Source organism: Sphingomonas sp. Leaf339 (genome assembly GCF_001426195.1).
In the GTDB taxonomy this organism is placed as follows: Bacteria; Pseudomonadota; Alphaproteobacteria; order Sphingomonadales; family Sphingomonadaceae; genus Sphingomonas.
In genome coordinates, this window is the sequence record NZ_LMRS01000023.1 from 1 (window position 1) to 19,315 (window position 19,315).

General features: G+C 67.2%; 20 protein-coding genes and 1 tRNA gene. 10 read left to right on the plus strand and 11 right to left on the minus strand.

What is annotated here, in order from left to right; genetic code table 11:
• Window positions 1–102: 102 nt before the first annotated feature.
• The 6 genes from ASG67_RS10175 to ASG67_RS18895 all read right to left on the minus strand — a co-directional run bounded on the left by ASG67_RS10175 (window position 103) and on the right by ASG67_RS18895 (window position 4,271).
• A tRNA-Val gene (locus tag ASG67_RS10175) sits at window positions 103–178 on the minus strand.
• 70 nt (window positions 179–248) lie between these two features.
• On the minus strand, window positions 249–1,148 hold the full coding sequence (locus tag ASG67_RS10180; RefSeq protein ID WP_056529416.1) for a MarR family transcriptional regulator: 900 nt from the start codon (window positions 1,146–1,148) through the stop codon (window positions 249–251).
• A 57-nt stretch (window positions 1,149–1,205) separates the two neighbouring features.
• The gene (locus ASG67_RS10185; RefSeq protein WP_056529419.1) at window positions 1,206–2,639 is read right to left on the minus strand and encodes an NAD(P)(+) transhydrogenase (Re/Si-specific) subunit beta; all 1,434 of its coding nucleotides are present in this window, start codon (window positions 2,637–2,639) and stop codon (window positions 1,206–1,208) included.
• Entirely contained in the window at window positions 2,632–2,943 is a 312-nt protein-coding gene (locus ASG67_RS10190) for an NAD(P) transhydrogenase subunit alpha (protein ID WP_056529422.1), read from the minus strand. Before ASG67_RS10190 ends, ASG67_RS10185 begins: the two co-directional genes overlap by 8 nt.
• A 61-nt stretch (window positions 2,944–3,004) precedes the next feature.
• Window positions 3,005–4,126 (minus strand): NAD(P) transhydrogenase subunit alpha, encoded by a 1,122-nt coding sequence (locus ASG67_RS10195; protein WP_056529425.1) that lies wholly within the window; start codon window positions 4,124–4,126, stop codon window positions 3,005–3,007.
• A gap of 7 nt (window positions 4,127–4,133) precedes the next feature.
• Window positions 4,134–4,271 carry an aa3-type cytochrome c oxidase subunit IV gene (locus tag ASG67_RS18895; RefSeq protein ID WP_233150947.1) on the minus strand — a complete coding sequence of 46 codons (138 nt, stop codon included), beginning with the start codon at window positions 4,269–4,271 and terminating at the stop codon, window positions 4,134–4,136.
• 143 nt (window positions 4,272–4,414) lie between these two features.
• On the opposite strand from ASG67_RS18895, the gene ASG67_RS10200 reads away from it, so the two are divergent.
• The 6 genes from ASG67_RS10200 to msrA all read left to right on the plus strand — a co-directional run bounded on the left by ASG67_RS10200 (window position 4,415) and on the right by msrA (window position 10,643).
• Window positions 4,415–5,821, plus strand: coding sequence for a sigma-54-dependent transcriptional regulator (locus ASG67_RS10200; RefSeq protein WP_056529428.1), 1,407 nt, complete (start codon window positions 4,415–4,417; stop codon window positions 5,819–5,821).
• A 74-nt stretch (window positions 5,822–5,895) separates the two neighbouring features.
• Window positions 5,896–6,657, plus strand: a complete 762-nt coding sequence (locus ASG67_RS10205; protein WP_056529431.1) for an SDR family NAD(P)-dependent oxidoreductase — start codon at window positions 5,896–5,898, stop codon at window positions 6,655–6,657.
• The gene (gene pabB, locus ASG67_RS10210) at window positions 6,645–8,405 is read left to right on the plus strand and encodes an aminodeoxychorismate synthase component I (RefSeq protein WP_235535187.1); all 1,761 of its coding nucleotides are present in this window, start codon (window positions 6,645–6,647) and stop codon (window positions 8,403–8,405) included. Before ASG67_RS10205 ends, pabB begins: the two co-directional genes overlap by 13 nt.
• 38 nt (window positions 8,406–8,443) lie before the next feature.
• Entirely contained in the window at window positions 8,444–9,643 is a 1,200-nt protein-coding gene (locus ASG67_RS10215) for a pyridoxal phosphate-dependent aminotransferase (protein WP_056529434.1), read from the plus strand.
• 198 nt (window positions 9,644–9,841) lie between these two features.
• Entirely contained in the window at window positions 9,842–9,985 is a 144-nt protein-coding gene (locus ASG67_RS19210) for a hypothetical protein (protein WP_199038346.1), read from the plus strand.
• Between the two features lie 52 nt (window positions 9,986–10,037).
• Window positions 10,038–10,643 carry a peptide-methionine (S)-S-oxide reductase MsrA gene (gene msrA, locus ASG67_RS10220; protein ID WP_056530466.1) on the plus strand — a complete coding sequence of 202 codons (606 nt, stop codon included), beginning with the start codon at window positions 10,038–10,040 and terminating at the stop codon, window positions 10,641–10,643.
• Window positions 10,644–10,833: 190 nt separating this feature from the next.
• On the opposite strand, the gene pdeM is transcribed toward msrA, so the two are convergent.
• Window positions 10,834–11,496, minus strand: coding sequence for a ligase-associated DNA damage response endonuclease PdeM (pdeM, locus tag ASG67_RS10225; RefSeq protein ID WP_056529437.1), 663 nt, complete (start codon window positions 11,494–11,496; stop codon window positions 10,834–10,836).
• Window positions 11,497–11,629: 133 nt separating this feature from the next.
• On the opposite strand from pdeM, the gene ASG67_RS10230 reads away from it, so the two are divergent.
• Window positions 11,630–11,986, plus strand: coding sequence for a hypothetical protein (locus ASG67_RS10230; protein ID WP_156460760.1), 357 nt, complete (start codon window positions 11,630–11,632; stop codon window positions 11,984–11,986).
• Here ASG67_RS10230 and ASG67_RS10235 read toward each other — a convergent pair.
• From ASG67_RS10235 to ASG67_RS10250, 4 genes are all read right to left on the minus strand, one after another.
• Entirely contained in the window at window positions 11,967–13,361 is a 1,395-nt protein-coding gene (locus ASG67_RS10235) for a M20/M25/M40 family metallo-hydrolase (RefSeq protein ID WP_056529443.1), read from the minus strand. The two genes, ASG67_RS10230 and ASG67_RS10235, sit on opposite strands and share 20 nt — an antisense overlap.
• A 275-nt stretch (window positions 13,362–13,636) precedes the next feature.
• A complete protein-coding gene (locus tag ASG67_RS10240) occupies window positions 13,637–14,587 on the minus strand; it encodes a retropepsin-like aspartic protease (protein ID WP_056529445.1) in 951 nt (316 codons plus the stop codon).
• Window positions 14,588–14,639: 52 nt separating this feature from the next.
• On the minus strand, window positions 14,640–17,045 hold the full coding sequence (locus ASG67_RS10245; RefSeq protein WP_082543454.1) for a ligase-associated DNA damage response DEXH box helicase: 2,406 nt from the start codon (window positions 17,043–17,045) through the stop codon (window positions 14,640–14,642).
• Window positions 17,046–17,218: 173 nt separating this feature from the next.
• Window positions 17,219–17,569 carry a hypothetical protein gene (locus tag ASG67_RS10250; protein ID WP_056529449.1) on the minus strand — a complete coding sequence of 117 codons (351 nt, stop codon included), beginning with the start codon at window positions 17,567–17,569 and terminating at the stop codon, window positions 17,219–17,221.
• Window positions 17,570–17,648: 79 nt separating this feature from the next.
• Here ASG67_RS10250 and ASG67_RS10255 point away from each other — a divergent pair, with 79 nt between their 5' ends.
• The 3 genes from ASG67_RS10255 to ASG67_RS10265 all read left to right on the plus strand — a co-directional run bounded on the left by ASG67_RS10255 (window position 17,649) and on the right by ASG67_RS10265 (window position 19,243).
• Window positions 17,649–18,662, plus strand: a complete 1,014-nt coding sequence (locus tag ASG67_RS10255; RefSeq protein WP_056529450.1) for a ligase-associated DNA damage response exonuclease — start codon at window positions 17,649–17,651, stop codon at window positions 18,660–18,662.
• Between the two features lie 72 nt (window positions 18,663–18,734).
• Entirely contained in the window at window positions 18,735–19,007 is a 273-nt protein-coding gene (locus ASG67_RS10260) for a DUF1488 family protein (RefSeq protein ID WP_056529453.1), read from the plus strand.
• Window positions 19,004–19,243 (plus strand): hypothetical protein, encoded by a 240-nt coding sequence (locus ASG67_RS10265; RefSeq protein ID WP_056529458.1) that lies wholly within the window; start codon window positions 19,004–19,006, stop codon window positions 19,241–19,243. Before ASG67_RS10260 ends, ASG67_RS10265 begins: the two co-directional genes overlap by 4 nt.
• Window positions 19,244–19,315: the final 72 nt, after the last annotated feature.

A 19,315-nucleotide genomic window follows, 5' to 3' on the forward strand; every position in this document is an offset into this window, starting at 1 on the left:
AGAACCGATACGTCCATGACCTTCGCTCCTTCCTCAAACGACCTGCTGTCGTAGGATGACAACGATTCGGATAAGGGGCGAGCCATCCATAAAGGGGGTGCGTGGTGGGCGCTGACGGGCTCGAACCGCCGACCCTCTCGGTGTAAACGAGATGCTCTACCAACTGAGCTAAGCGCCCGCGCGCCCCTCGCGGCAACGCCGCGTCCGATGCCTTTAGCGGCTTGCCGACGGATAACGCAAGGACCGCGTCACGCGATCGGCACACCGACCCGGCGGGCCGCGGCGACATAACCCTGCATCCCGTCCAGCCCCCGCCCCGACAGCGTCATGAAGGCGCGACGCCGGTCGGTGGGATCGGGCAGCCGTTCGACCAGTCCAGCATCGCTCAGCCGCGTGATCCAACGAAGCGCGGTGGTGGGCGCCACCGCGGCGGCGATGCACAGGCTGGATACCGACACACGGCCCCCCTCCAGATGGGCGGCATACAGGTCAAGCAGCATGTCCCAGGCCGGATCCTCGAACAGTCCGCTACCGAAAAACGAATCACGCAGCCGCCGTGCGCGGATCGCCTGCCGCACCGTCTGCGGATCGGCGGATTCCGTCGTCGGTTCGACGCCGAAACCGTCCCGCCGGGCCGCCGCCGTGTCCGGCCCCGATGCCGTCAGGCCGGTTTCGCCATCGGCCAGCCTGACGAGCAGATCGGCGATCCGCGCGATCTCGCTGTTCAGCCGTTGCAGACGATCGCTATCGCCGTCCCGCACGCTATCGGACAAGCCCGTTCGGCTCGACGACTGCCCCGCCACCGCCAGCGTCGCGACCAATTGGCCCGTCCCCGCCTCGCACAGCAAGTCGGTCGTCCCCAGCAGCGTACCGGCGATGGAGTCGATCTGTTCGCGGTCCAGCGTCACGACGATTTGGGGCGCCAGTAGGTCGATGGCGCTGTCGATAAATGGCAGGGCGGCATCGATCACCACCCCCGCAATACCCTCCGACTGGATTAACAGCACGGGGTTGCCCAACTGGCGGTCGATCAGCGTCGCCGCCTCGTCCCAGTTCAGCATTGCCGCGACCCGGCCGCCCGCCATCGTCACGGCGTCCTCGGCCTCGCGCAGACGCGCCGGTGCGGCCAGCACCACTACATCGAACATCTCACGCACGCGTCGACAATCCCCCTTGGCCAGCGCCCCCGCGCCGCGCTACGCCGATCATCCCAGCGCCTTGACGATCTCTTCGACCATCTTCTTGGCATCGGCCAGCAACATCATCGTATTGTCGCGATAGAACAGTTCGTTGTCGACCCCAGCATAACCGACGCCGCCCATCGACCGCTTGATGAACAGCACCGTTCCCGCCTTTTCCACGTCGAGTACCGGCATGCCATAGATCGGTGAGGTCTTGTCCGTTTTCGCCGCCGGATTCGTGACATCGTTGGCGCCAATCACGAAGGCGACGTCGGTCTGCGCGAATTCCGAATTGATGTCCTCCAGCTCGAACACCTCGTCATACGGCACGTTCGCTTCGGCCAGCAGGACGTTCATGTGCCCGGGCATGCGGCCGGCGACGGGGTGGATCGCGTATTTCACGCGCACGCCTTCGGCCTTCAGGCGATCCGCCATCTCGCGCAGGATATGCTGCGCCTGTGCCACCGCCATGCCGTATCCCGGCACGATGATGACCTGTTCCGCCTGGCTCATCAGAAACGCGGCATCTTCCGCCGATCCGCGCTTCCACGGCCGGTCGATCGCCGCGCCATCGCCGCTCGGCCCAGCCACTGCACCGAATCCGCCCGCGATCACGCTGATGAAGCTACGGTTCATCGCCCGGCACATGATGTAGCTAAGGATCGCGCCCGACGACCCGACCAGCGCGCCGGTGATGATCATCGCCGTATTGCCGAGCGTAAAACCCATCGCCGCCGCCGCCCAGCCGGAATAGCTGTTCAACATGCTGACCACGACCGGCATGTCCGCGCCGCCGATCGGCACGATCAACAGGAACCCGATCAAAAACGCCAGCACCGCGATCGCCCAGAATGCCCACGCGCTCTGCGCCTGCGTGAACTGCACGATCAGCAACAGGATCGCCGCGCCGATGACCAGGTTCAACAGGTGCCGCGCCGGCAACAGGATCGGCTTGCCACCCATCGTGCCGTTCAGCTTCAGGAACGCGATGACCGAGCCCGAAAAGGTGATGGCGCCGATCGCCACGCCCAGCGACAGTTCCACCCGGCTGGCGGTATGGATGATCGCTACCGGATCGCCGATCAGCGGCACCATCAGCGTCGCGATGCCGAACGCATCGGGATTCAGAAACGCCGCCACCCCGACCAGCACGGCCGCCAGACCCACCAGCGAATGGAATGCCGCCACCAACTGCGGCATCGCCGTCATCGCGATCTTCCGCGCGGTGATGAAGCCGATGCCACCGCCGATCGCGATGGCGATCAGGATCTCGGGCAGCGACGCGATCTCATGCGTCACCAGCGTGGTGACGACGGCGATGCCCATGCCGATCATGCCCAGCCGGTTGCCCCGCTGGCTTGTCGCCGGACTCGACAGCCCACGCAGCGCCAGGATGAAGCACACGCCCGCGATCAGATAGGCCAGCGCCACCCAGGGATTAGCCGCGACCTCATGCATGCCGCTTCTCCTCCGTCGCGGCGGGCCGCTCCTTCTTCTTGTACATCGCCAGCATCCGGGCAGTGACCGCGAACCCGCCGAAGATGTTGACGCTCGCCAACACCACCGCGAGCAGCCCCAGCCACTTGGCAACCGGCGATCCGGCCGCGGCCGATGCCACAAGGGCCCCGACGATGATAACCGACGAGATCGCGTTGGTCACCGCCATCAGCGGCGTGTGCAGCGCCGGCGTGACCGACCACACGACATAATAGCCCACGAAACAGGCCATGACGAAGATCGACAGGATCGCGATGAAGGTCATGGCCGTCCAACTCCCGAATTATCCCGCCCGTGCATCGCGTGGACAGGATGGAGGGCGGCGCTCAAGAAACCAGCCTCGGGTTCACCACCGCGCCATCCTTGGTCAGCCGGATCGCGTCGCCGATCTCGGCATCCAGCACCGGTCGCCCGGTATCCTTGTCCCAGAACGCGCTCAAGAAATTGTACAGGTTGCGTGAAAACAATGCCGAGGCGTCCGCCGCCAGCCGGCTCGGCACGTTGCGGTGGCCAACGATCTTCACGCCGTGGCGCAGCGCGATCTCGCCCGCTACCGCGCCCTCGACATTGCCGCCCTGCTCCACCGCCAGATCGACGATGACGCTGCCGGCCCGCATGCTGGCGACCTGGGCATCGCTCACCAGTCGCGGCGCCGGGCGACCGGGGATCAGCGCAGTGGTGATGACGATGTCCTGCTTGGCGATATGCGCGGAAACCAGTTCGGCCTGCGCCGCCTGATATTCCGGGCTCATCTCGCCGGCATAACCGCCCGCCCCCTCGCCCTCGATCCCGGCGACGTTCTCGACGAAGATCGGTTTCGCACCCAGCGACTGGATCTGTTCCTTCGTCGCCGACCGTACGTCGGTTGCCGATACCTGTGCACCAAGTCGCCGCGCCGTCGCGATCGCCTGCAACCCGGCGACGCCGACGCCCATCACGAACACGCGCGCCGCCGCCACCGTGCCCGCCGCGGTCATCATCATCGGAAAGGCACGGCCATATTCGGCTGCCGCGTCCAGCACCGCCTTGTACCCCGACAGATTCGATTGCGACGACAGGATGTCCATCGACTGCGCGCGGGTGATCCGCGGCATCCATTCCATCGCCAGCGCCTCGACCCCGGCGGCCGCATAGCCGTCGACCCGCGCCCGGTCGCCGACCGGGTTCAGGCTGGCGACCAGCCACACCCCCGGCGCCGCGCCGCCCAGCGATGCGGGGTCCGGTCCCTGCACGCCCAGCACGATATCCGCCGCCGCCATCGTCGCGACGCGATCCGCCACCGTCGCGCCGGCATCGGCATAGGCAGCATCGGCATAGCCCGCCGTCTCGCCCGCTCCCGCCTCGATCGCGACATCCGCACCAAGGCCGATGAATTTCTTCACGGTTTCCGGCGTGGCGGCCACCCGCCGCTCGCCATCGGCCCGTTCGCGGAGGATGGCGATTTTCATGGCCGGATCAGACCGCGATCAGCCAGACGACGATCGCGGCGATCAGGAACACCCCTAAAGCACCCCATTTCATCATGCCGATCATTCGGTCATAAGTCGCAACGTGCGCGTTCAGATCACCCTTACCAGATCCGTTACCGGCCATCGTTGCATCCTCGATCCTGTATCGAGTGCGACCCTATCGACCCCGTCGCCCTACCTCAACCCCTACGGCACAGGTGATGCGCTTAAGGCCACCTTTACTGTCCGCTGCCTATCGACCGTACCGAACTGGGACGGATTCGGCGAATGACGCGCAACGGACAGCGATTGCTACTCCTGATTGACGATGAACCGGCGCAGCGCCGACTCGTCGCGGCGCTGGCGTCGCGGGGCGGCTGGCGATCGATCTTCGCGGCCGATTTCGAACAGGCGATCGCCACGCTCGGCACGCAGGACGGCATGCAGCTTGATGCGGTGATGATCGATCATCACGCCGCCGATACCGATGTCACGCGCCTGATCGCCGAACTGCGCGAACGACGCCCCGCGCTGCCGATCATGCTGCTCACCGCCAACGGCTCCGCCGATCAGGCAGTGGCCGCGATGCGCAGCGGCGCCACCGATTTCTTGGTCAAGCCGCTCGCCCCCGAACGCCTGCTCGCCGCACTGGAAGCCGCCGTCGCGGGCAGCAGTGCCGGCGAACTGCGCCCGCTGACCGAAAAGATCCCCGCCCTCCTCGCCTTTGACGAGATCGTCGGCTCCGCCCCTGAATTCCGAACCGCGCTGGCGATCGCCGCCAAGGCTGCGCGCGCGCGCGTCCCCGTCTTGCTCGAAGGGGAAAGCGGCGTCGGCAAGGAGGTCGTGGCCAAGGCGATCCATGCCGCCTCGCCGCGCGGGCGCAAGCCGATGGTGTCGGTCAATTGCGGCGCGATCCCCGCCAACCTGGTCGAAAGCGAGCTGTTCGGTCATGAAAAGGGCGCCTTCGCCGGTGCTTTCGAACGCAAGATCGGCCGCGTGCGCGAGGCGGAGGGCGGCACGCTGTTCCTCGACGAGATCGGCGAGATGCCGCTCGACGCGCAGGTGAAGCTGTTGCGACTGGTGCAGACGGGCGAGATTCAGCCGCTTGGCGCGCGGCATGGCCAGGCGGTCGATGTCCGCGTCATCGTCGCCAGCAATCGGCGCCTGAGCGACGAAGTCGAGGCCGCGCGCTTCCGCGAGGACCTGTTCTATCGCCTGAACGTCGTGCAGGTCACGATCCCCCCGTTGCGGGAACGCATCGGCGACATCCCCGCGCTGTCGCGCCACCTGCTCGCGCGGATCGCCCGCCAGCCGGGGCTGCGCCCACTCGGCATCACCGACGACGCGCTCGACCTGCTTGCCGCCTATGAGTGGCCGGGCAATGTCCGCCAGCTCCAGAACGCGCTCTTCCGCGCCGCCGTCCTGTGCGAGGGATCGGCGCTCACCCGGTGCGACTTCCCGCAGATCGCCGCGATGGGCCATCGTCGCGGCGGCGGTGCGGCGGAGGGCGGCGGCGTCACCCTGTTCAATCCCGATGGCCATATGCGCCCGCTCGACGATATCGAGGCGGACGTGATTCGCCTCGCCATCGGTCACTATCGCGGCCGCATGACAGAGGTAGCGCGGCGACTCGGGATCGGCCGGTCGACCCTCTATCGCAAGCTCGGCGAGCTCGGAATCGACGGCGGCACCTGATTTTTTGCGGCCGACCGACCTGAATTGTGCGCCGAAAGGAAGACAAGTCAGTTTGCGCGTCCTAATCCTCGGCAATGTCGTTCAACGATCGCACCATTTTGGTCACGGGCGCCGCATCGGGCATCGGCCTGGCGACCGCACGTCATCTGGCGGCGGCGAGCGCTACGCGACTGGTGCTCGTCGATCGTGATGCGGCGGCGCTGGCCCGGCTGACCTTCGACTGCACCCTCGATCTGTTGCCCGGCGACGTGGCCGACGAATCGTTCTGGGATAGCGCGGCACCGTTTTTGGGGCGGCTGGACCATGCCGTCATCAATGCCGGCGTCGCCGGCGCGGGCACCATCGCGACGCTGGATTTCGCCGAATGGCGGCGGATCATGGCCGTCAATCTCGACGGCGCTTTCTTGACGCTACGCGCGGCAATGCGCGCGATGACGGCGAGTGGGTCCACGCGCGGCGGATCGATCGTCGCGCTGGCGTCGGCCGCCGGGATCAAGGCCGAACCCGGCATCGCCGCCTATGCCGCGTCGAAGGCCGCCCTGATCCAACTCGTCCGTGTCGCCGCGAAAGAAGGCGCGTCGGACCGCATCCGCGTCAACGCCATCGCCCCCGCCGGGGTCGAGACACCCGTCTGGGATGCCGTGCCGATGTTCGCGGACCGCGCCGCCGCGATCGGTCGCGACGCAGCCTTTGCCGAACTCGCCGCGCTGGCGACGCCGCTCGGCCGCTACGCCAGCGCCGACGAGGTCGCACGCCAGATCGCCTTCATGCTCTCCGACGATGCTGCGTTGATGACCGGCAGTGTGCTGGTGGTCGATGGCGGATACACGTTGTGACCACCCCCGCGCCTTACGTCCTGCTCGACGACGCCCGCCCCGGCGGCACCGCGCGCCTCTATCGCCAACCGGTCGAGACGGTCGAGGCGATGACGCCGCATGACGTCCCCGCCGCGATCGATCGCCTCCGCGCCGCTACCGCCCGTGGTTTCCATGCCGCCGGCTTCCTGTCATACGAGGCCGGGGCGGCGTTCGAACCCGGTCTGTCGCCACCGCCGCCATCCTCCACGCCGCTACTCTGGTTCGGTCTGTTCGAGACTTGGGAACCGGTCAACGCCGCCCACTGGCTGCCCGACCCGGCCGGCGCGTGGATCGGCACGCCACAACCATTGGTCGAACCGGAAACCTATGAAACCCACGTCCGCGATATCCTCGCGCTGATCGCCGCCGGTGACCTGTACCAGGCGAATCTCAGTTTCCGCGCGACCGTGCCGTTCGTCGGCGATCCGCTCGCCCTCTATGCCCGCCTGCGCGGAAGTTCCGCAGCGGGGTACGGCGCCGTGGTCGCCACCGGCCACGACACGCTGGTCAGCCTGTCGCCCGAACTCTTCTTTCGCCTCGATGGCGACCGCCTGACCTGCCGGCCGATGAAGGGCACTGCCCGGCGTGGCGAAACCGCCGCCGGCGATGCCGCGCTCGCCGCCGCGCTTTCCACTGATGCCAAGAATCAGGCGGAAAACCTGATGATCGTTGATCTGATGCGCAACGACCTGTCGCGCGTCGCCGTGCCCGGCAGCGTGGCCGTGCCGGAACTGTTCGCGGTCGAAACCTATCCGACGATCCACCAGATGACGTCTACCGTCACCGCCACGCTCGCCCCCGGCCGCGATGCGATCGATGTACTTGCCGCCACCTTCCCCTGTGGCTCGATCACCGGCGCGCCCAAGGTCCGCGCGATGCAGGCGATCGCCGCGATCGAGGGGCAGGCGCGCGGCGCCTATACCGGTGCGATCGGCCGGATCGATGCCGGCGGCGACGCGCAGTTCAACGTCGCCATCCGCACGCTGGCGATCGCGCCCGGCGCGGACCACGCGACGCTGTCGCTGGGTGCCGGCATCGTCGCCGATTCGGACCCCGCCGCCGAGTGGCAGGAATGCCTCGCCAAGGGGGGCTTCGTCGCCGACGGCACGCCCGCGTTCGACCTGATCGAAACGATGGCCTTCGATGCCGACGAGGGAATCATGCATCTCGACCGGCACATGGACCGGCTGCGCGACAGCGCGGCGCGATTCGGCTTCGCGTTCGATCGCCACACCGCGCGCAACGAGTTGCAGGCCGCCACCTTCCGCCTGCGCGAGGGACGGCGCATCCGCCTGCTCCTCGCCCCCGCGGGCGCGATCGCGATCGAGACGTTGCCGTTGCCGCCCGTCCATTCCGGCCCGTTGTCGGTCGCGATCGTGCCACTGCCCGTGCCGCCTGCCGACCTACGCCTGCGCCACAAGACCACCGACCGCCGCTTTTATGATGACGCCCGCCGCGCCGCCGGCACCGACGAAGTCGTATTCGTGCACGATGGCCTGCTGACCGAGGGTAGCTTCACCTCGCTGTTCGTCCCCCGCGCCGATGGCGTGCTGGTGACGCCCGCCGGCCCGGCGGGGCTGCTGCCCGGCATCCTGCGCGCCGAGTTGATCGATACCGGCCGCGCAGTGGCGGGCGACGTCCGCGTCGCCGATCTCGCGAACGGCTTCTTTCTCGGCAATGCGCTGCGCGGCCTCATGCCCGCCAGTCTTGTTGCGCCACCGAAATAGGCTATAGCGCCGCCGCCCCCAGCCAATAAGGCCCGACCATGCACACCTCCGCCGCGCTCGACCGCATCAGCCCTTCGCCGACGCTCGCCATCACCAGCCGGGTGATGGAATTGAAGCGCGCCGGGGTCGATGTGATCGGCCTGGGTGCCGGCGAGCCCGATTTTGACACGCCCGATTTCGTCAAGGAAGCCGCGATCAAGGCGATCCGTGACGGCAAGACGAAATATACCAATGTCGATGGCACGCCCGAACTGAAGGACGCCATCGTCGCCAAGTTCGCGCGCGACAATGCGCTCACCTACACGCCCAACCAGATCAGCGTGAACGTCGGCGGCAAGCACACGCTGTTCAACGCGATGGTCGCCACCGTGCAGGCCGGCGACGAGGTCGTGATCCCCGCCCCCTATTGGGTCAGCTATCCGGACGTCGTGCAATTCGCCGGCGGCACCCCCGTCATCGCTCCCGCCGGTCCCGAACAGGGCTACAAGCTGTCGCCCGAAGCGCTGGATGCCGCGATCACCCCGCGCACCAAGTGGGTGATCCTCAACTCGCCGTCCAACCCCACCGGCGCCGCCTATTCGGTCGCCGAGCTGAAGGCGCTGGGCGAGGTGTTGCTGCGCCACCCTCATGTCTGGGTGTTTGCCGACGATATGTACGAACACATCGTCTATGACGGTTTTCGCTTCGCGACGATCGCCGAAGTGGTGCCCGAACTGTACGAGCGCACGCTGACCGTGAACGGCTGTTCCAAGGCCTATGCGATGACTGGGTGGCGGATCGGCTATGCCGCCGGCGCACCATGGCTCATCAAGGCGATGTCGAAGCTGCAATCGCAATCGACCTCCAACCCCTGCTCGATCGCGCAGGCAGCCGCCGTCGCCGCGCTGACCGGCGACCAGTCGTTCCTCGCCGAACGCAACGAGGCGTTCCGTGGCCGCCGCGATCTCGTCGTGGCGGCGCTCAACGCGATCCCCGGCATGACCTGCCCGATGCCGGAGGGCGCCTTCTACGTCTATCCGTCGTTCGCGCCGCTGATCGGCCGCGTGACACCCAAGGGCGTGACGATCACCGACGACGAGGCATACGTGACCTACCTGCTCGACGAGGCTCGCGTCGCCGCGGTGCAGGGCGCCGCCTTCGGCCTCTCGCCGGCACTGCGCATCAGCTACGCGACCTCGGACGCGCTGCTGACCGAAGCCTGCAACCGCATCGCCGAGGCCACCGCCGCCCTGCGCTGACCGCCGCCCGGGCATCGCGCCCGGCCCGGCAATCTCTGCCCCATCCTGACACCGGAATGAACGTCTCGCCCAGCGAGCGTTCATTCCGGCAACGCTATGTTTCAGGACAGTCATCTTGTCGTGACGTGGTGCATCCACGACATGCCACTCAACGTAGCTGCACCGGACGTTCGGTGTCGCTCTTTAGGTTCAAGGATCATGATCAGCTTTCTCAAGTCCAGTTTCGTGTGGCAGTTTGCCGGCGGCTTCGTGCTCGGCGCGATCGGCCTCGTGGCGCTCCAGCCAGCCGAGGCGACGCGCGAACTGGCGAGCCGCTTCACCCCCACGCATCAGGTCCGCTGAGATGAAGGCGGCTGGCATCGCGATCGGCACGCTGGCCGTGCTCGCCGCGACGATGGCGGTAGATCACGCACAGGCTGAACGCGCCGTCCCGGTCCCCGCCGCGCGCAGCGACGTGCCCGCTGCCCCCGGTATGCAGACCGCAGTCCTCGCCGGTGGCTGTTTCTGGGGCATGGAGGCGGTGTTCGGTCATATGAAGGGCGTGAAGGCCGTAACCGCCGGCTATGCCGGGGGTCAGGCCGGCACCGCGACCTACGATCAGGTATCGACCGAAACGACCGGTCATGCCGAGGCAATCCGTGTCAGCTACGATCCCCGCCAGGTGAGCTATGCGACCCTGCTGCGCATCTATTTCTCGGTCGCCCACGATCCGACCCAGTTGAACCGCCAAGGCCCCGATAGCGGCCCCAGCTACCGCTCCGCCATCTTCCCCCAGACGCCTGCGCAGGCCACCGTCGCCCGCGCCTATATCGCGCAACTGGGTCAGGCCCACGCCTTCCCCAAGTCGATCGTGACGAAGCTCGAACAGGGCAAATTCTATCCGGCCGAAGCCTATCACCAGGATTTCTTCGACCGTAATCCAGGCCATCCCTACATCGTCGCCTGGGACAAACCGAAACTGGCCGCCTTCCGCGCCGCCTACCCCTCGCTGGCGCGCTAGAAGACTTCCCTCTCCCACCGGGAGAGGGAGGGAGCGGCAAAGCCGCGGAAGGGTGAGGGCGACCAGCCGACAATATGCGGCGTCGTTTTGACACCCCTGACGTCGTCATTGCGAGCATAGCGAAGCAAACCAGTGCCCCGCGCATTGCCTTCGATTGCCTCGCTGCATTCGCAACGACGGCCACAACCACTCAAGCCGCCAACGGAAACCGCAACAACCGATCCGCCACCGGCACCCACGCCTGCGCTGCCTTGCCCACCGCCCGCACGATCTCCGGGTGATCCGCATCCAGCCCGCCGGTCAGCGATCCAAATGCGGGCAGGATGATCTTCGTGCCGCTACCGATGAAGCACCGCCGCGCCACCTGACGCCCGCGCACCCGAACGCGCAGCTTGGGGTGGAAATGTCCTGACAGTTCCGGTCGGGTCTCACGCGGATCGGCTTCGTGACGCATGACGATGCCGTCCACCACGACCTCCTCCGCCACGTCGCCGCCGCACCGGTCGCGGATGGCGGGATCGTGGTTGCCGGTGATCCATGTCCAGCGCGTCGCCGCGATCAGGTCGCGCAGCATGTCCTGCGCCGCCACCGGCAACCGGTCGCATCCCTCGACATCATGGAAACTGTCGCCCAGGCACCAGATCTCGGTCGCCCCGGTCCGCGCGACCAGCGTGGTCAGCGCCGCCAGTGTCGCCTGCGAATCATAGGGGGGCAGCAGTTGCCCCCGCGCCGCGAACCAGCTCGCCTTTTCCAGATGCAGGTCCGCGACCAGCAACGCGGCGCGCGCCGGCCAATAGAGCGCACCCTCGGCCAGTGCCAGAAACTCATGCCCGCCGAACGAAAGGGGAACCATGGACCGCCCATGCCCATGCCGCCGGGTCCGCGCAAGAGCTTGTTGCCGATGGACTTCCGGCCGCTGACACAAACGACAGGTGCAGGATCACCGCGCCGGCCCTATGTTCCCCATCGAGCAACAAGGAAATCCCATGCCCCTTCCGATCCTGATCGCCGCCGCCCTCGTCCAGGGCGCGGCCGCCGCGCCTGCCCGGCTGACCCCCGAACAGGCGGATGCGCGCTGCGTCGTCATGCTCGGCTTCATCAGCACGCAAGGGAAGATGCCCGCCGACAAGATGGAGGCGGTGAAGAACGGCACCGCCTATTATCTGGGTAAGCTGCGCGGTCGCAATCCGAACGTCAACCTGCCCGCCGTGCTCGATGCCGCCGCCAAGACCGCCGCCGCGCAAAAGGTGCCGGTCGGCCCGGAAAGCCAGCGCTGCGGCGCCGAGCTGAGTGCACTCGCCGCCGCCTCGCGCCCGGCTGCCGCTACCCCGCGTAAGCCTTGACCAGATCGAACAGGTAATCGCGGCCATCATAGAGCGAGCGGACGCGGATCCGCTCGTTCAGGCCGTGGGTGCCGCTGCCGTCCTTGTCGATGAACATCCCTGGTACGCCGTACACCGGGATGCCGATCGCCTGCAGGAAGATACCGTCGGTCGCGCCGGTCGACATGAACGGTGCGAACGGCACACCGGGGAAATGCTTCGCCGCCAGCTTGCGCGCTGGATCGATGATCGCCGGCGTCAGCTTGGGCGGGATCGCGACCGGCCGCACCGGCTGGTTCGCCGTCACCGTCACCGCCGGCCCGGCCAGTTCCTTCAGCTTGGCCAGCGTGCCGTCCACCGTCTCGCCCGGAAAGATGCGGCAATTGACGTTGGCGGTCGCCCGCTGCGGCAGCGCGTTTTCCGCGTGACCCGCGTTCAGCAACGTCGCGACGCAGGTGGTGCGCAGCGTCGAGTGGTACGCCTTGTCCGCGCTCACCGTCGCATCCGCCGCCTTGTCGGTCGGATCGGCCAGCAACTTGCCGATCGCATCGCCCATCAACGGCGCGCTGGCCTTGGCCTGCGCGGTGAAGAACGCCCGCGTGGTATCGGTGAAGCGAACCGCGAATTCATATCCCTGCACCGCCTTCACCGCATCGGCGAGTTGATAGATCGCGTTGGTCGGCACCGGTTGCGAACTGTGCCCGCCCGGATTGGTAGCCAGGAACGTGTAATTCTGCGCCGCCTTCTCGCCGACCTGCATCGCCAGCGTCTGGCGCTTGCCGTTCTCGTCCAGCCGGCCGCCGCCGCCCTCGTTCAGCGCGAATTCCGCCGCGACCAGATCGGGCTTATTCTTCGCCAGCCATTCCGCGCCGTTCCACGCGAAGGTCGTCTCCTCGCCACAGGTCAGCGCCAGTTTGATCGTCCGCTTAGGCTTGGGTCCGCTCTGCTTCAACCGGATCAGCGTATCGGCCCAGATCGCCGCCTGCGCCTTGTCGTCGACGGTGCCGCGGCCCCAATAATAGCCATCCTCCTCGACCAGCGTGAACGGATCGCGCGTCCAGTCCTCGCGCTTGGCCTCGACCACGTCGAGATGCGCGAGCAACAGCATCGGCTTGGCCGCCGCATTGCTGCCCGGCAACACCGCGACGAGGCCACCCTCCTTGGGATGATCGGGGACGGAGAAGGCATGCAGGTCGGCATCGGCGAACCCCGCCGCTTTCAGCCGCGTCGCGATCTGCGCGGCGGCCTGCGTGCAACTGCCGACCGACAGCGTCGTGTTGGTTTCGACGAGCTGCTTGTACAGATCGAAGAACGCCTTCTGGTCGGGCCGGTCCTGCGCCATCGCCGGCGTCGCCGCCATCACCGCGCCCGCCAGCGCCCATCCCATCACCCGCATGCCCGCTCCTTTGTCATGAAGCCGCAATAGAGCGCGTCGCGGACGCCTATGCAACCGGCGTGACGTCATGCCGTCGATGCGCGCCACACCATGACGTTCACGCGGAACCGGCCCTGTCCTACACCGCCACGACAGCGTATCCCCTTCGACATCCGCTCTTTCTCATGGTCTGTGGACCGCCATTATAATCCCGCGCCCGCGCGTACCCGCCCACACGCACGATCGCGCGCGCGTGGCAGGTGTGACTTTAGCGACTTTCCACCCCGCCGGCCGCCTCAATTGGCTGCGAACGACGTCCCCCGTCTCAACGTGTTGCGCGGCAACGCCAGCCGGATCGTGCGGTTGGTGAAATCGATCTCGACCGACCGGAACATCCTCAGCGTCTCCATCCCCAGCAGCAGCGCCGGTTTATCCGCCAGCCCGAATCGGCCGAACGGTATGACATCGGCCACCGCCACGCCGACGCCGGAAAAGGTCACGCCGCCAATCTCCAGCCGATCGAGTTGATGGACATCGGCGACCAGCGTTTCGCCGCTCGCCGCGATCATCGATATCGGCCCGATCGGCAACGACGACTTCGCCAGCCGCAGCAGGGCGCTGTTGGCGATCGTGACCGGCGATCCCGTATCGATCACCACCGCGACCCGCTTGCCACGCCAGTGCGCGTCGGTGACGATCAACTGGCCGAACCGCGATTTGGCCACGATCACGATCTCGTCGGATGCCGCCGGGCGCTGCATCCGGCGCCGTGCGGGCGTCAGCGTCATGTTGCTGCGGTCGAAATCGATCACCACCCGCTGGCCCTGCAACGCATCCAGCCCCAGCATCCCGGCCGCACCGATGAAGCGACGGGCATAGACCGGCGCCTCGATCAGGTCGGGCGACAGGCGGCTGACCTTCAACAGCGGCACCCGCGCCGTCGGCGTCGATAGCGTGCTCGCCATCGTCGTCACCCGGACCGACGGGCCCGGTGCCAGCCCCAGGCTGGCGGCCAGTTCGGTCGACACCACCGTCCGCTCGGCCCCTGTATCGATCACGAACGGCCACGCACCCTTGCCGGCGATCGTCACCGGCACGGTCATCCGCAGGTCGAGTTCTTCCAGCGCGAGTTCGTCACCCGGATCGGCCGGCACTGCGGGCAGGGCGGCGGCCACATCCGGCACGGGCGACTGCGCGAGCGCGGGCGGCGTCAACCACAGCCCCGCCGCCGCTATCAGGGCAAACATCCTCTCCATTCTGCCCGGAAAGCTGCGCCTCGCCAAGCCGCTTGGCAAGCATTCAGTCGATCCGCATCGCCTCGGCCGCCAGCACCTCCGCCTCGACCAGCAGCGCATCGTCGCCCGCGTTGGTCGATACCCGCTCGCGACCGATCAGGACGAGCACCGGCACCGCCAGCGGCGACACTCGGTCCAGATCGACATGCAGCATCGTCCCCGCCGCCCGGTCGAGCAGGTTGGCGAGTCGCCCGACATCGGTCATCCGCGCCCGCGCATCGTCCCAGGCGGCTTGCAGCAACAGATGCGACGGTTCGTATTTGCGCAGCACGTCATAGATCAGGTCGGTCGAAAACGTCACCTGCCGCCCGGTCTTGCGCTTGCCGGGATGTTGCCGCTCCACCAGCCCACCGATCACCGCGACCTCGCGGAACGCTCGTTTCAGCAGGTGCGATTGCTGCACCCATTCGACGAACTCGTGCTCCAGAATGTCAGCCGAGAACAGCGACGCCGGATCGGTGATCGGTTCCAGCGCGAAACAGGCGATCGCATAATCATTGGCGACGAAGCCCAGCGGCTTCAGCCCCTGCGTCTCCATCCGCCGAGTAAGCAACATGCCCAGCGACTGGTGCGCGTTCCAGCCCTCGAAACCGTAAGCGACCATGTAATGCCGGCCCTCGCGCGGGAAGGTTTCGACCAGCAATTGGCCCGGCCGCGGCAGGACGGAGCGGCGTTCGTGGATTTCCAGCCATTCGCGGACATCGTCGGGAAAGCGCGACCATTCCGCCGAACTCGACAGGAAACCCCGTACCCGGTCGGCGAGGCTGGTGGACAGCGGCATCCGGCTGCCGCCGTAACTCGGCACCCGCGCCGGGCGGCTGGTGGCACGGACGATCAGGTCCTCGGTATCGATCTTTTCGACTTCAAGGCTCAGGCCGGCGAAGAAGAAGGTGTCGCCATGGCTCAGCGTGGCGGCGAACCCCTCCTCGACCTTGCCCAGATTGCGGCCGTTGCGGAAACGGACGGTGAGCATCGTGGCCTCGACGATGATGCCGGCGTTCAGGCGATGCTGCGCAACAAACTTCGGATGGGCGACGCGCCAGCGGCCATCGGCATCCTGCACCAATCGCTTGAATCGGTCATAGGCACGCAGGCTATAGCCACCGTCGCGAATGAAGCCGAGGACGCGGTCGAACACCTCGTCGGTCAGCGCCGAATAGGGCAGCGCGGAGCGGACCTCGTCGAGCAGTTCCGCCTGCTGGAACGGCGCGGCGCAGGCACAGGCCATCACATGCTGCGCCAGCACGTCGAGCGCGCCGGGGCGGAACACATCGGGGTCCAGTTCACCCGCCTCGACCGCATCCAGCGCGGCGCGCGCCTCCAGATATTCGAAGCGGTTGCCGGGCACGAGGATCGCCTTCGATGCCTCATCCAGCCGGTGGTTGGCGCGGCCGATCCGTTGCAACAGTCGCGACGATCCCTTGGGCGCGCCCATCTGGATGACGCAGTCGACATTACCCCAGTCAACGCCGAGATCGAGACTGGCGGTCGCCACCAGCGCCCTGAGCTTGCCCGCCGCCATCGCACCCTCGACCTTGCGCCGCGCCTCCAGCGACAGGCTGCCATGATGGACGCCGATCGGCAGGCTCTTCTCGTTCGCCTTCCACAGGTCCTGGAAGATCAGCTCGGCGAGGCTGCGGGTGTTGCAGAAGACGATCGTCGTGGTGTGCGCCTCGATCTCCCGCATCACCTGTGCGGCGGCATAGCGGCCGGAATGGCCCGCCCATGGCACGCGGTCCTCGGGCAACAGAATGTCGATCACGGGGTCGGCGCCCGCCTCGCCCCGCACCAGACTGACGGTGTCGATGTCGCCGTCCGGCGCCAGCCAGGCGCGATAGCCGTCGGGGTCGGCGACGGTGGCGGACAGCGCGACGCGGCGCAGGTCGGGGGCAATCCGTTGCAGCCGCGCCATCGACAGGGACAACAGGTCGCCGCGCTTGCCGGTGGCGAAGGCATGGACCTCGTCGATCACGATCGTCCGCAGGCCGGCGAACATCGTCGCGCTGTCGGGATAGCTGAGCAGCAGCGACAGCGATTCGGGGGTCGTCAGCAGGATGTGCGGCGGCTTTACCCGCTGCCGTGCCTTACGGTCCGACGGCGTGTCGCCGGTGCGGGTCTCGACGCGGATATCGAGGCCCATCTCCTCGACGGGCGTGACGAGGTTGCGCTGGATGTCGACAGCCAGCGCCTTCAGCGGGCTGACATAGAGGGTGTGGAGCCCCTCGGTCGGCGCCTCGATCAATTCGGTCAGGGTCGGCAGGAAGCCTGCCAGCGTCTTGCCCGCGCCGGTGGTCGCCACCAGCAAGGCATGGTGGCCTGCCCGCCCCTCGGCCAGCATCGCGAGCTGATGGCGCCGAGGGTGCCAGCCGCGGGTCGCGAACCAGTCGGCCAGGGGGGTGGGGAGATTCATCTGGACGGTATGTAGGGTCGCCGGGCGGCGGCGATAACCGGTGGAAAGTTAGGCTAAGGTGAGGCCTAAACCGTACCTATTTTCACGATCCGCCATCGACAGGGGGACGGGGCGGCGATGACGATCCGGGGATAGCATTCGACCGGCCTGTAGGACAGCCGGAACCGCCGGCATCAGGCGTCGGGTGACGACGTTGCCAGTCGATCCAGCCACGCCTGTGCCCGTTTCGGCTCGCCGACCGCCTGCGGTCCGACCGGCCCGCGCGAGGCGACGAATTGCCGGTGAAGGTCGAACGGCGACAGGCCGAGACGGTCCCTCGCCTCGTCGATGGCCTCGCCGACCTCGTTGAGGTTATCGACGGTTGGCGCGATCGCGGCGCGGGACGCACGGTCGTTCTGGTGGCCGAACAGTTTCATCTTCCCCGCCGCCGTCTTGCGCAGCGCCTCGACCAGCGCGGCGGTGTATTCCGCCTCAAGCTCAAGCCGCTGGATGTCGAGGCGTTCAAGTCGGTCAGCCTTTGCCATCGCCCACCCCTATCCCGCGTCATCGGCGTGGGCAATCGAACCCGGATGATCCTCCGGCCGTTCCCTGCGTTGGGGGGACATGGCAAAGCTCGGCGACTGGATCGAACCGCATCCGCACGGCATCTATGTGCGGCCCGCCGATGCGTGGATCGATCCGTCGGAGCCGACCCCCCGCGCGCTCGTGACGCATGGCCATGCCGACCATGCGCGGGGCGGCCATGGCCGGGTGTGGGCAACGCCGGAAACGCTGGCGATCATGGAGGCGCGATACGGCCCGCAGACCGGTGAACCGGTCGCGTATGGCGAGACGATTCGCCTGTCCGACGACAAGGGTGGCGAGGTCGAGGTGGGCTTCGTCCCCGCCGGCCATGTGCTGGGGTCGGCGCAGATCGTGCTGGATTACCGGGGCGAGCGGGTGGTGGTGTCGGGCGATTACAAACGCCGGCCCGATCCGACCTGCACGCCGTTCCAGCCGGTGAAATGCGACGTCTTCATCACGGAGGCGACGTTCGCGCTGCCCGTGTTCCGACATCCCGATACCGGCGACGAGATCGACAAGCTGATCGCGCGACTGCACGCCAATCCCGATCGCTGCGTCGTGGTTGGCGCCTATGCATTGGGCAAGGCGCAGCGGGTGATCGCCGAACTGCGCGAGCGGGGGCATGAGGCGCCGATCTATATCCACGGCGCGCTGCAACGGCTGTGCGACCTGTATGCCGAACACGGCGTGCGACTGGGCGAGCTGATCCCGGTGGCGGATACGCCCAAGGCGGCCATGGCGGGGCATGTCGTGATGTGCCCGCCCGGCGCGCTGAACGATCGCTGGTCGCGGCGGCTGCCCGATCCGATCACCGCGATGGCGAGCGGGTGGATGCGGGTGCGGCAGCGGGCGGTGCAGAAGAACATCGAACTGCCGCTGATCCTGTCCGACCATGCCGACTGGGACGAGCTGACCGACACGTTGACCGAAATCGCGCCGAAGGAAGTCTGGGTGACGCATGGTCGCGAGGACGCGCTGGTCCATTGGTGCATGACCCGCCAGATCAAGGCACGCGCGCTGGCGCTGGTGGGGTTCGAGGACGAGGACGATTGATGCCCGGACAACGGCTTATGGGAACATCCGTCCGCCTCTTGCGCTGTTGAACCTCTCATCTGGAGCAAGCCCATGGCCGATCACCGGCTGACCATCGACCCCGCCACCGTGTTCGACAATATCGACGAACGCCGCGTCGAATTCGCCGCTAGCGTCGATGGCGAGGCCCGTGCCTTTGCCGCGCAATATGATCTGTTGGAGGCGTTGGCCGCCGAGACGCCCGATGACCGGGCTGTGGCGCTGTTCCACCAGCATCTGCCGCGCGTGCAGGAACTGGCGGCTACCGCCGCGGCGCGCGATCAGGATCAGGCGATCGTCGTCGTCAGCGAAAATGATCTGGCATGACGACGACGATCGACTGGCAGATGAGCGCGGCGTTGGAGAATGTGCCGCGCGGCGACAGCGAATTGCCCGAGGTGACGAGCCTGCGTGGCGCGGTCAGGGAATGGACCACGCTGGACGGCGAGATGCAGGCCGAGGCGGTCTTGACGCCCGAACGGCCAGTGGCGGTCGATGACGGCGAGCCGGTCACGGCCTTTGCAGGCTTGGCGATCCGGGCGCTGGCGGAGCGGCTGGATTGAGGCGTTCCCCGGGTACGGCCGGGGAACAGAGTTGGCAAAGCATCCCGTCATTGCGAGCGTAGTGAAGCAAGC

Coding starts and splice junctions, on each gene's coding strand:
- ASG67_RS10180 (WP_056529416.1), bottom strand. CDS start 1,148: ATGTTCGATGTAGTGGTGCTGGCCGCACCGGCGCGTCTGCGCGAGGCC.
- ASG67_RS19210 (WP_199038346.1), top strand. CDS start 9,842: ATGATCAGCTTTCTCAAGTCCAGTTTCGTGTGGCAGTTTGCCGGCGGC.
- ASG67_RS10250 (WP_056529449.1), bottom strand. CDS start 17,569: ATGGCAAAGGCTGACCGACTTGAACGCCTCGACATCCAGCGGCTTGAG.
- ASG67_RS10265 (WP_056529458.1), top strand. CDS start 19,004: ATGACGACGACGATCGACTGGCAGATGAGCGCGGCGTTGGAGAATGTG.
- ASG67_RS10185 (WP_056529419.1), bottom strand. CDS start 2,639: ATGCATGAGGTCGCGGCTAATCCCTGGGTGGCGCTGGCCTATCTGATC.
- ASG67_RS10255 (WP_056529450.1), top strand. CDS start 17,649: ATGGCAAAGCTCGGCGACTGGATCGAACCGCATCCGCACGGCATCTAT.
- ASG67_RS10240 (WP_056529445.1), bottom strand. CDS start 14,587: ATGTTTGCCCTGATAGCGGCGGCGGGGCTGTGGTTGACGCCGCCCGCG.
- ASG67_RS10230 (WP_156460760.1), top strand. CDS start 11,630: ATGCCCCTTCCGATCCTGATCGCCGCCGCCCTCGTCCAGGGCGCGGCC.
- ASG67_RS18895 (WP_233150947.1), bottom strand. CDS start 4,271: ATGGCCGGTAACGGATCTGGTAAGGGTGATCTGAACGCGCACGTTGCG.
- ASG67_RS10205 (WP_056529431.1), top strand. CDS start 5,896: ATGTCGTTCAACGATCGCACCATTTTGGTCACGGGCGCCGCATCGGGC.
- ASG67_RS10235 (WP_056529443.1), bottom strand. CDS start 13,361: ATGCGGGTGATGGGATGGGCGCTGGCGGGCGCGGTGATGGCGGCGACG.
- msrA (WP_056530466.1), top strand. CDS start 10,038: ATGGCGGTAGATCACGCACAGGCTGAACGCGCCGTCCCGGTCCCCGCC.
- ASG67_RS10245 (WP_082543454.1), bottom strand. CDS start 17,045: ATGAATCTCCCCACCCCCCTGGCCGACTGGTTCGCGACCCGCGGCTGG.
- ASG67_RS10195 (WP_056529425.1), bottom strand. CDS start 4,126: ATGAAAATCGCCATCCTCCGCGAACGGGCCGATGGCGAGCGGCGGGTG.
- pdeM (WP_056529437.1), bottom strand. CDS start 11,496: ATGGTTCCCCTTTCGTTCGGCGGGCATGAGTTTCTGGCACTGGCCGAG.
- ASG67_RS10190 (WP_056529422.1), bottom strand. CDS start 2,943: ATGACCTTCATCGCGATCCTGTCGATCTTCGTCATGGCCTGTTTCGTG.
- ASG67_RS10200 (WP_056529428.1), top strand. CDS start 4,415: ATGACGCGCAACGGACAGCGATTGCTACTCCTGATTGACGATGAACCG.
- ASG67_RS10215 (WP_056529434.1), top strand. CDS start 8,444: ATGCACACCTCCGCCGCGCTCGACCGCATCAGCCCTTCGCCGACGCTC.
- ASG67_RS10260 (WP_056529453.1), top strand. CDS start 18,735: ATGGCCGATCACCGGCTGACCATCGACCCCGCCACCGTGTTCGACAAT.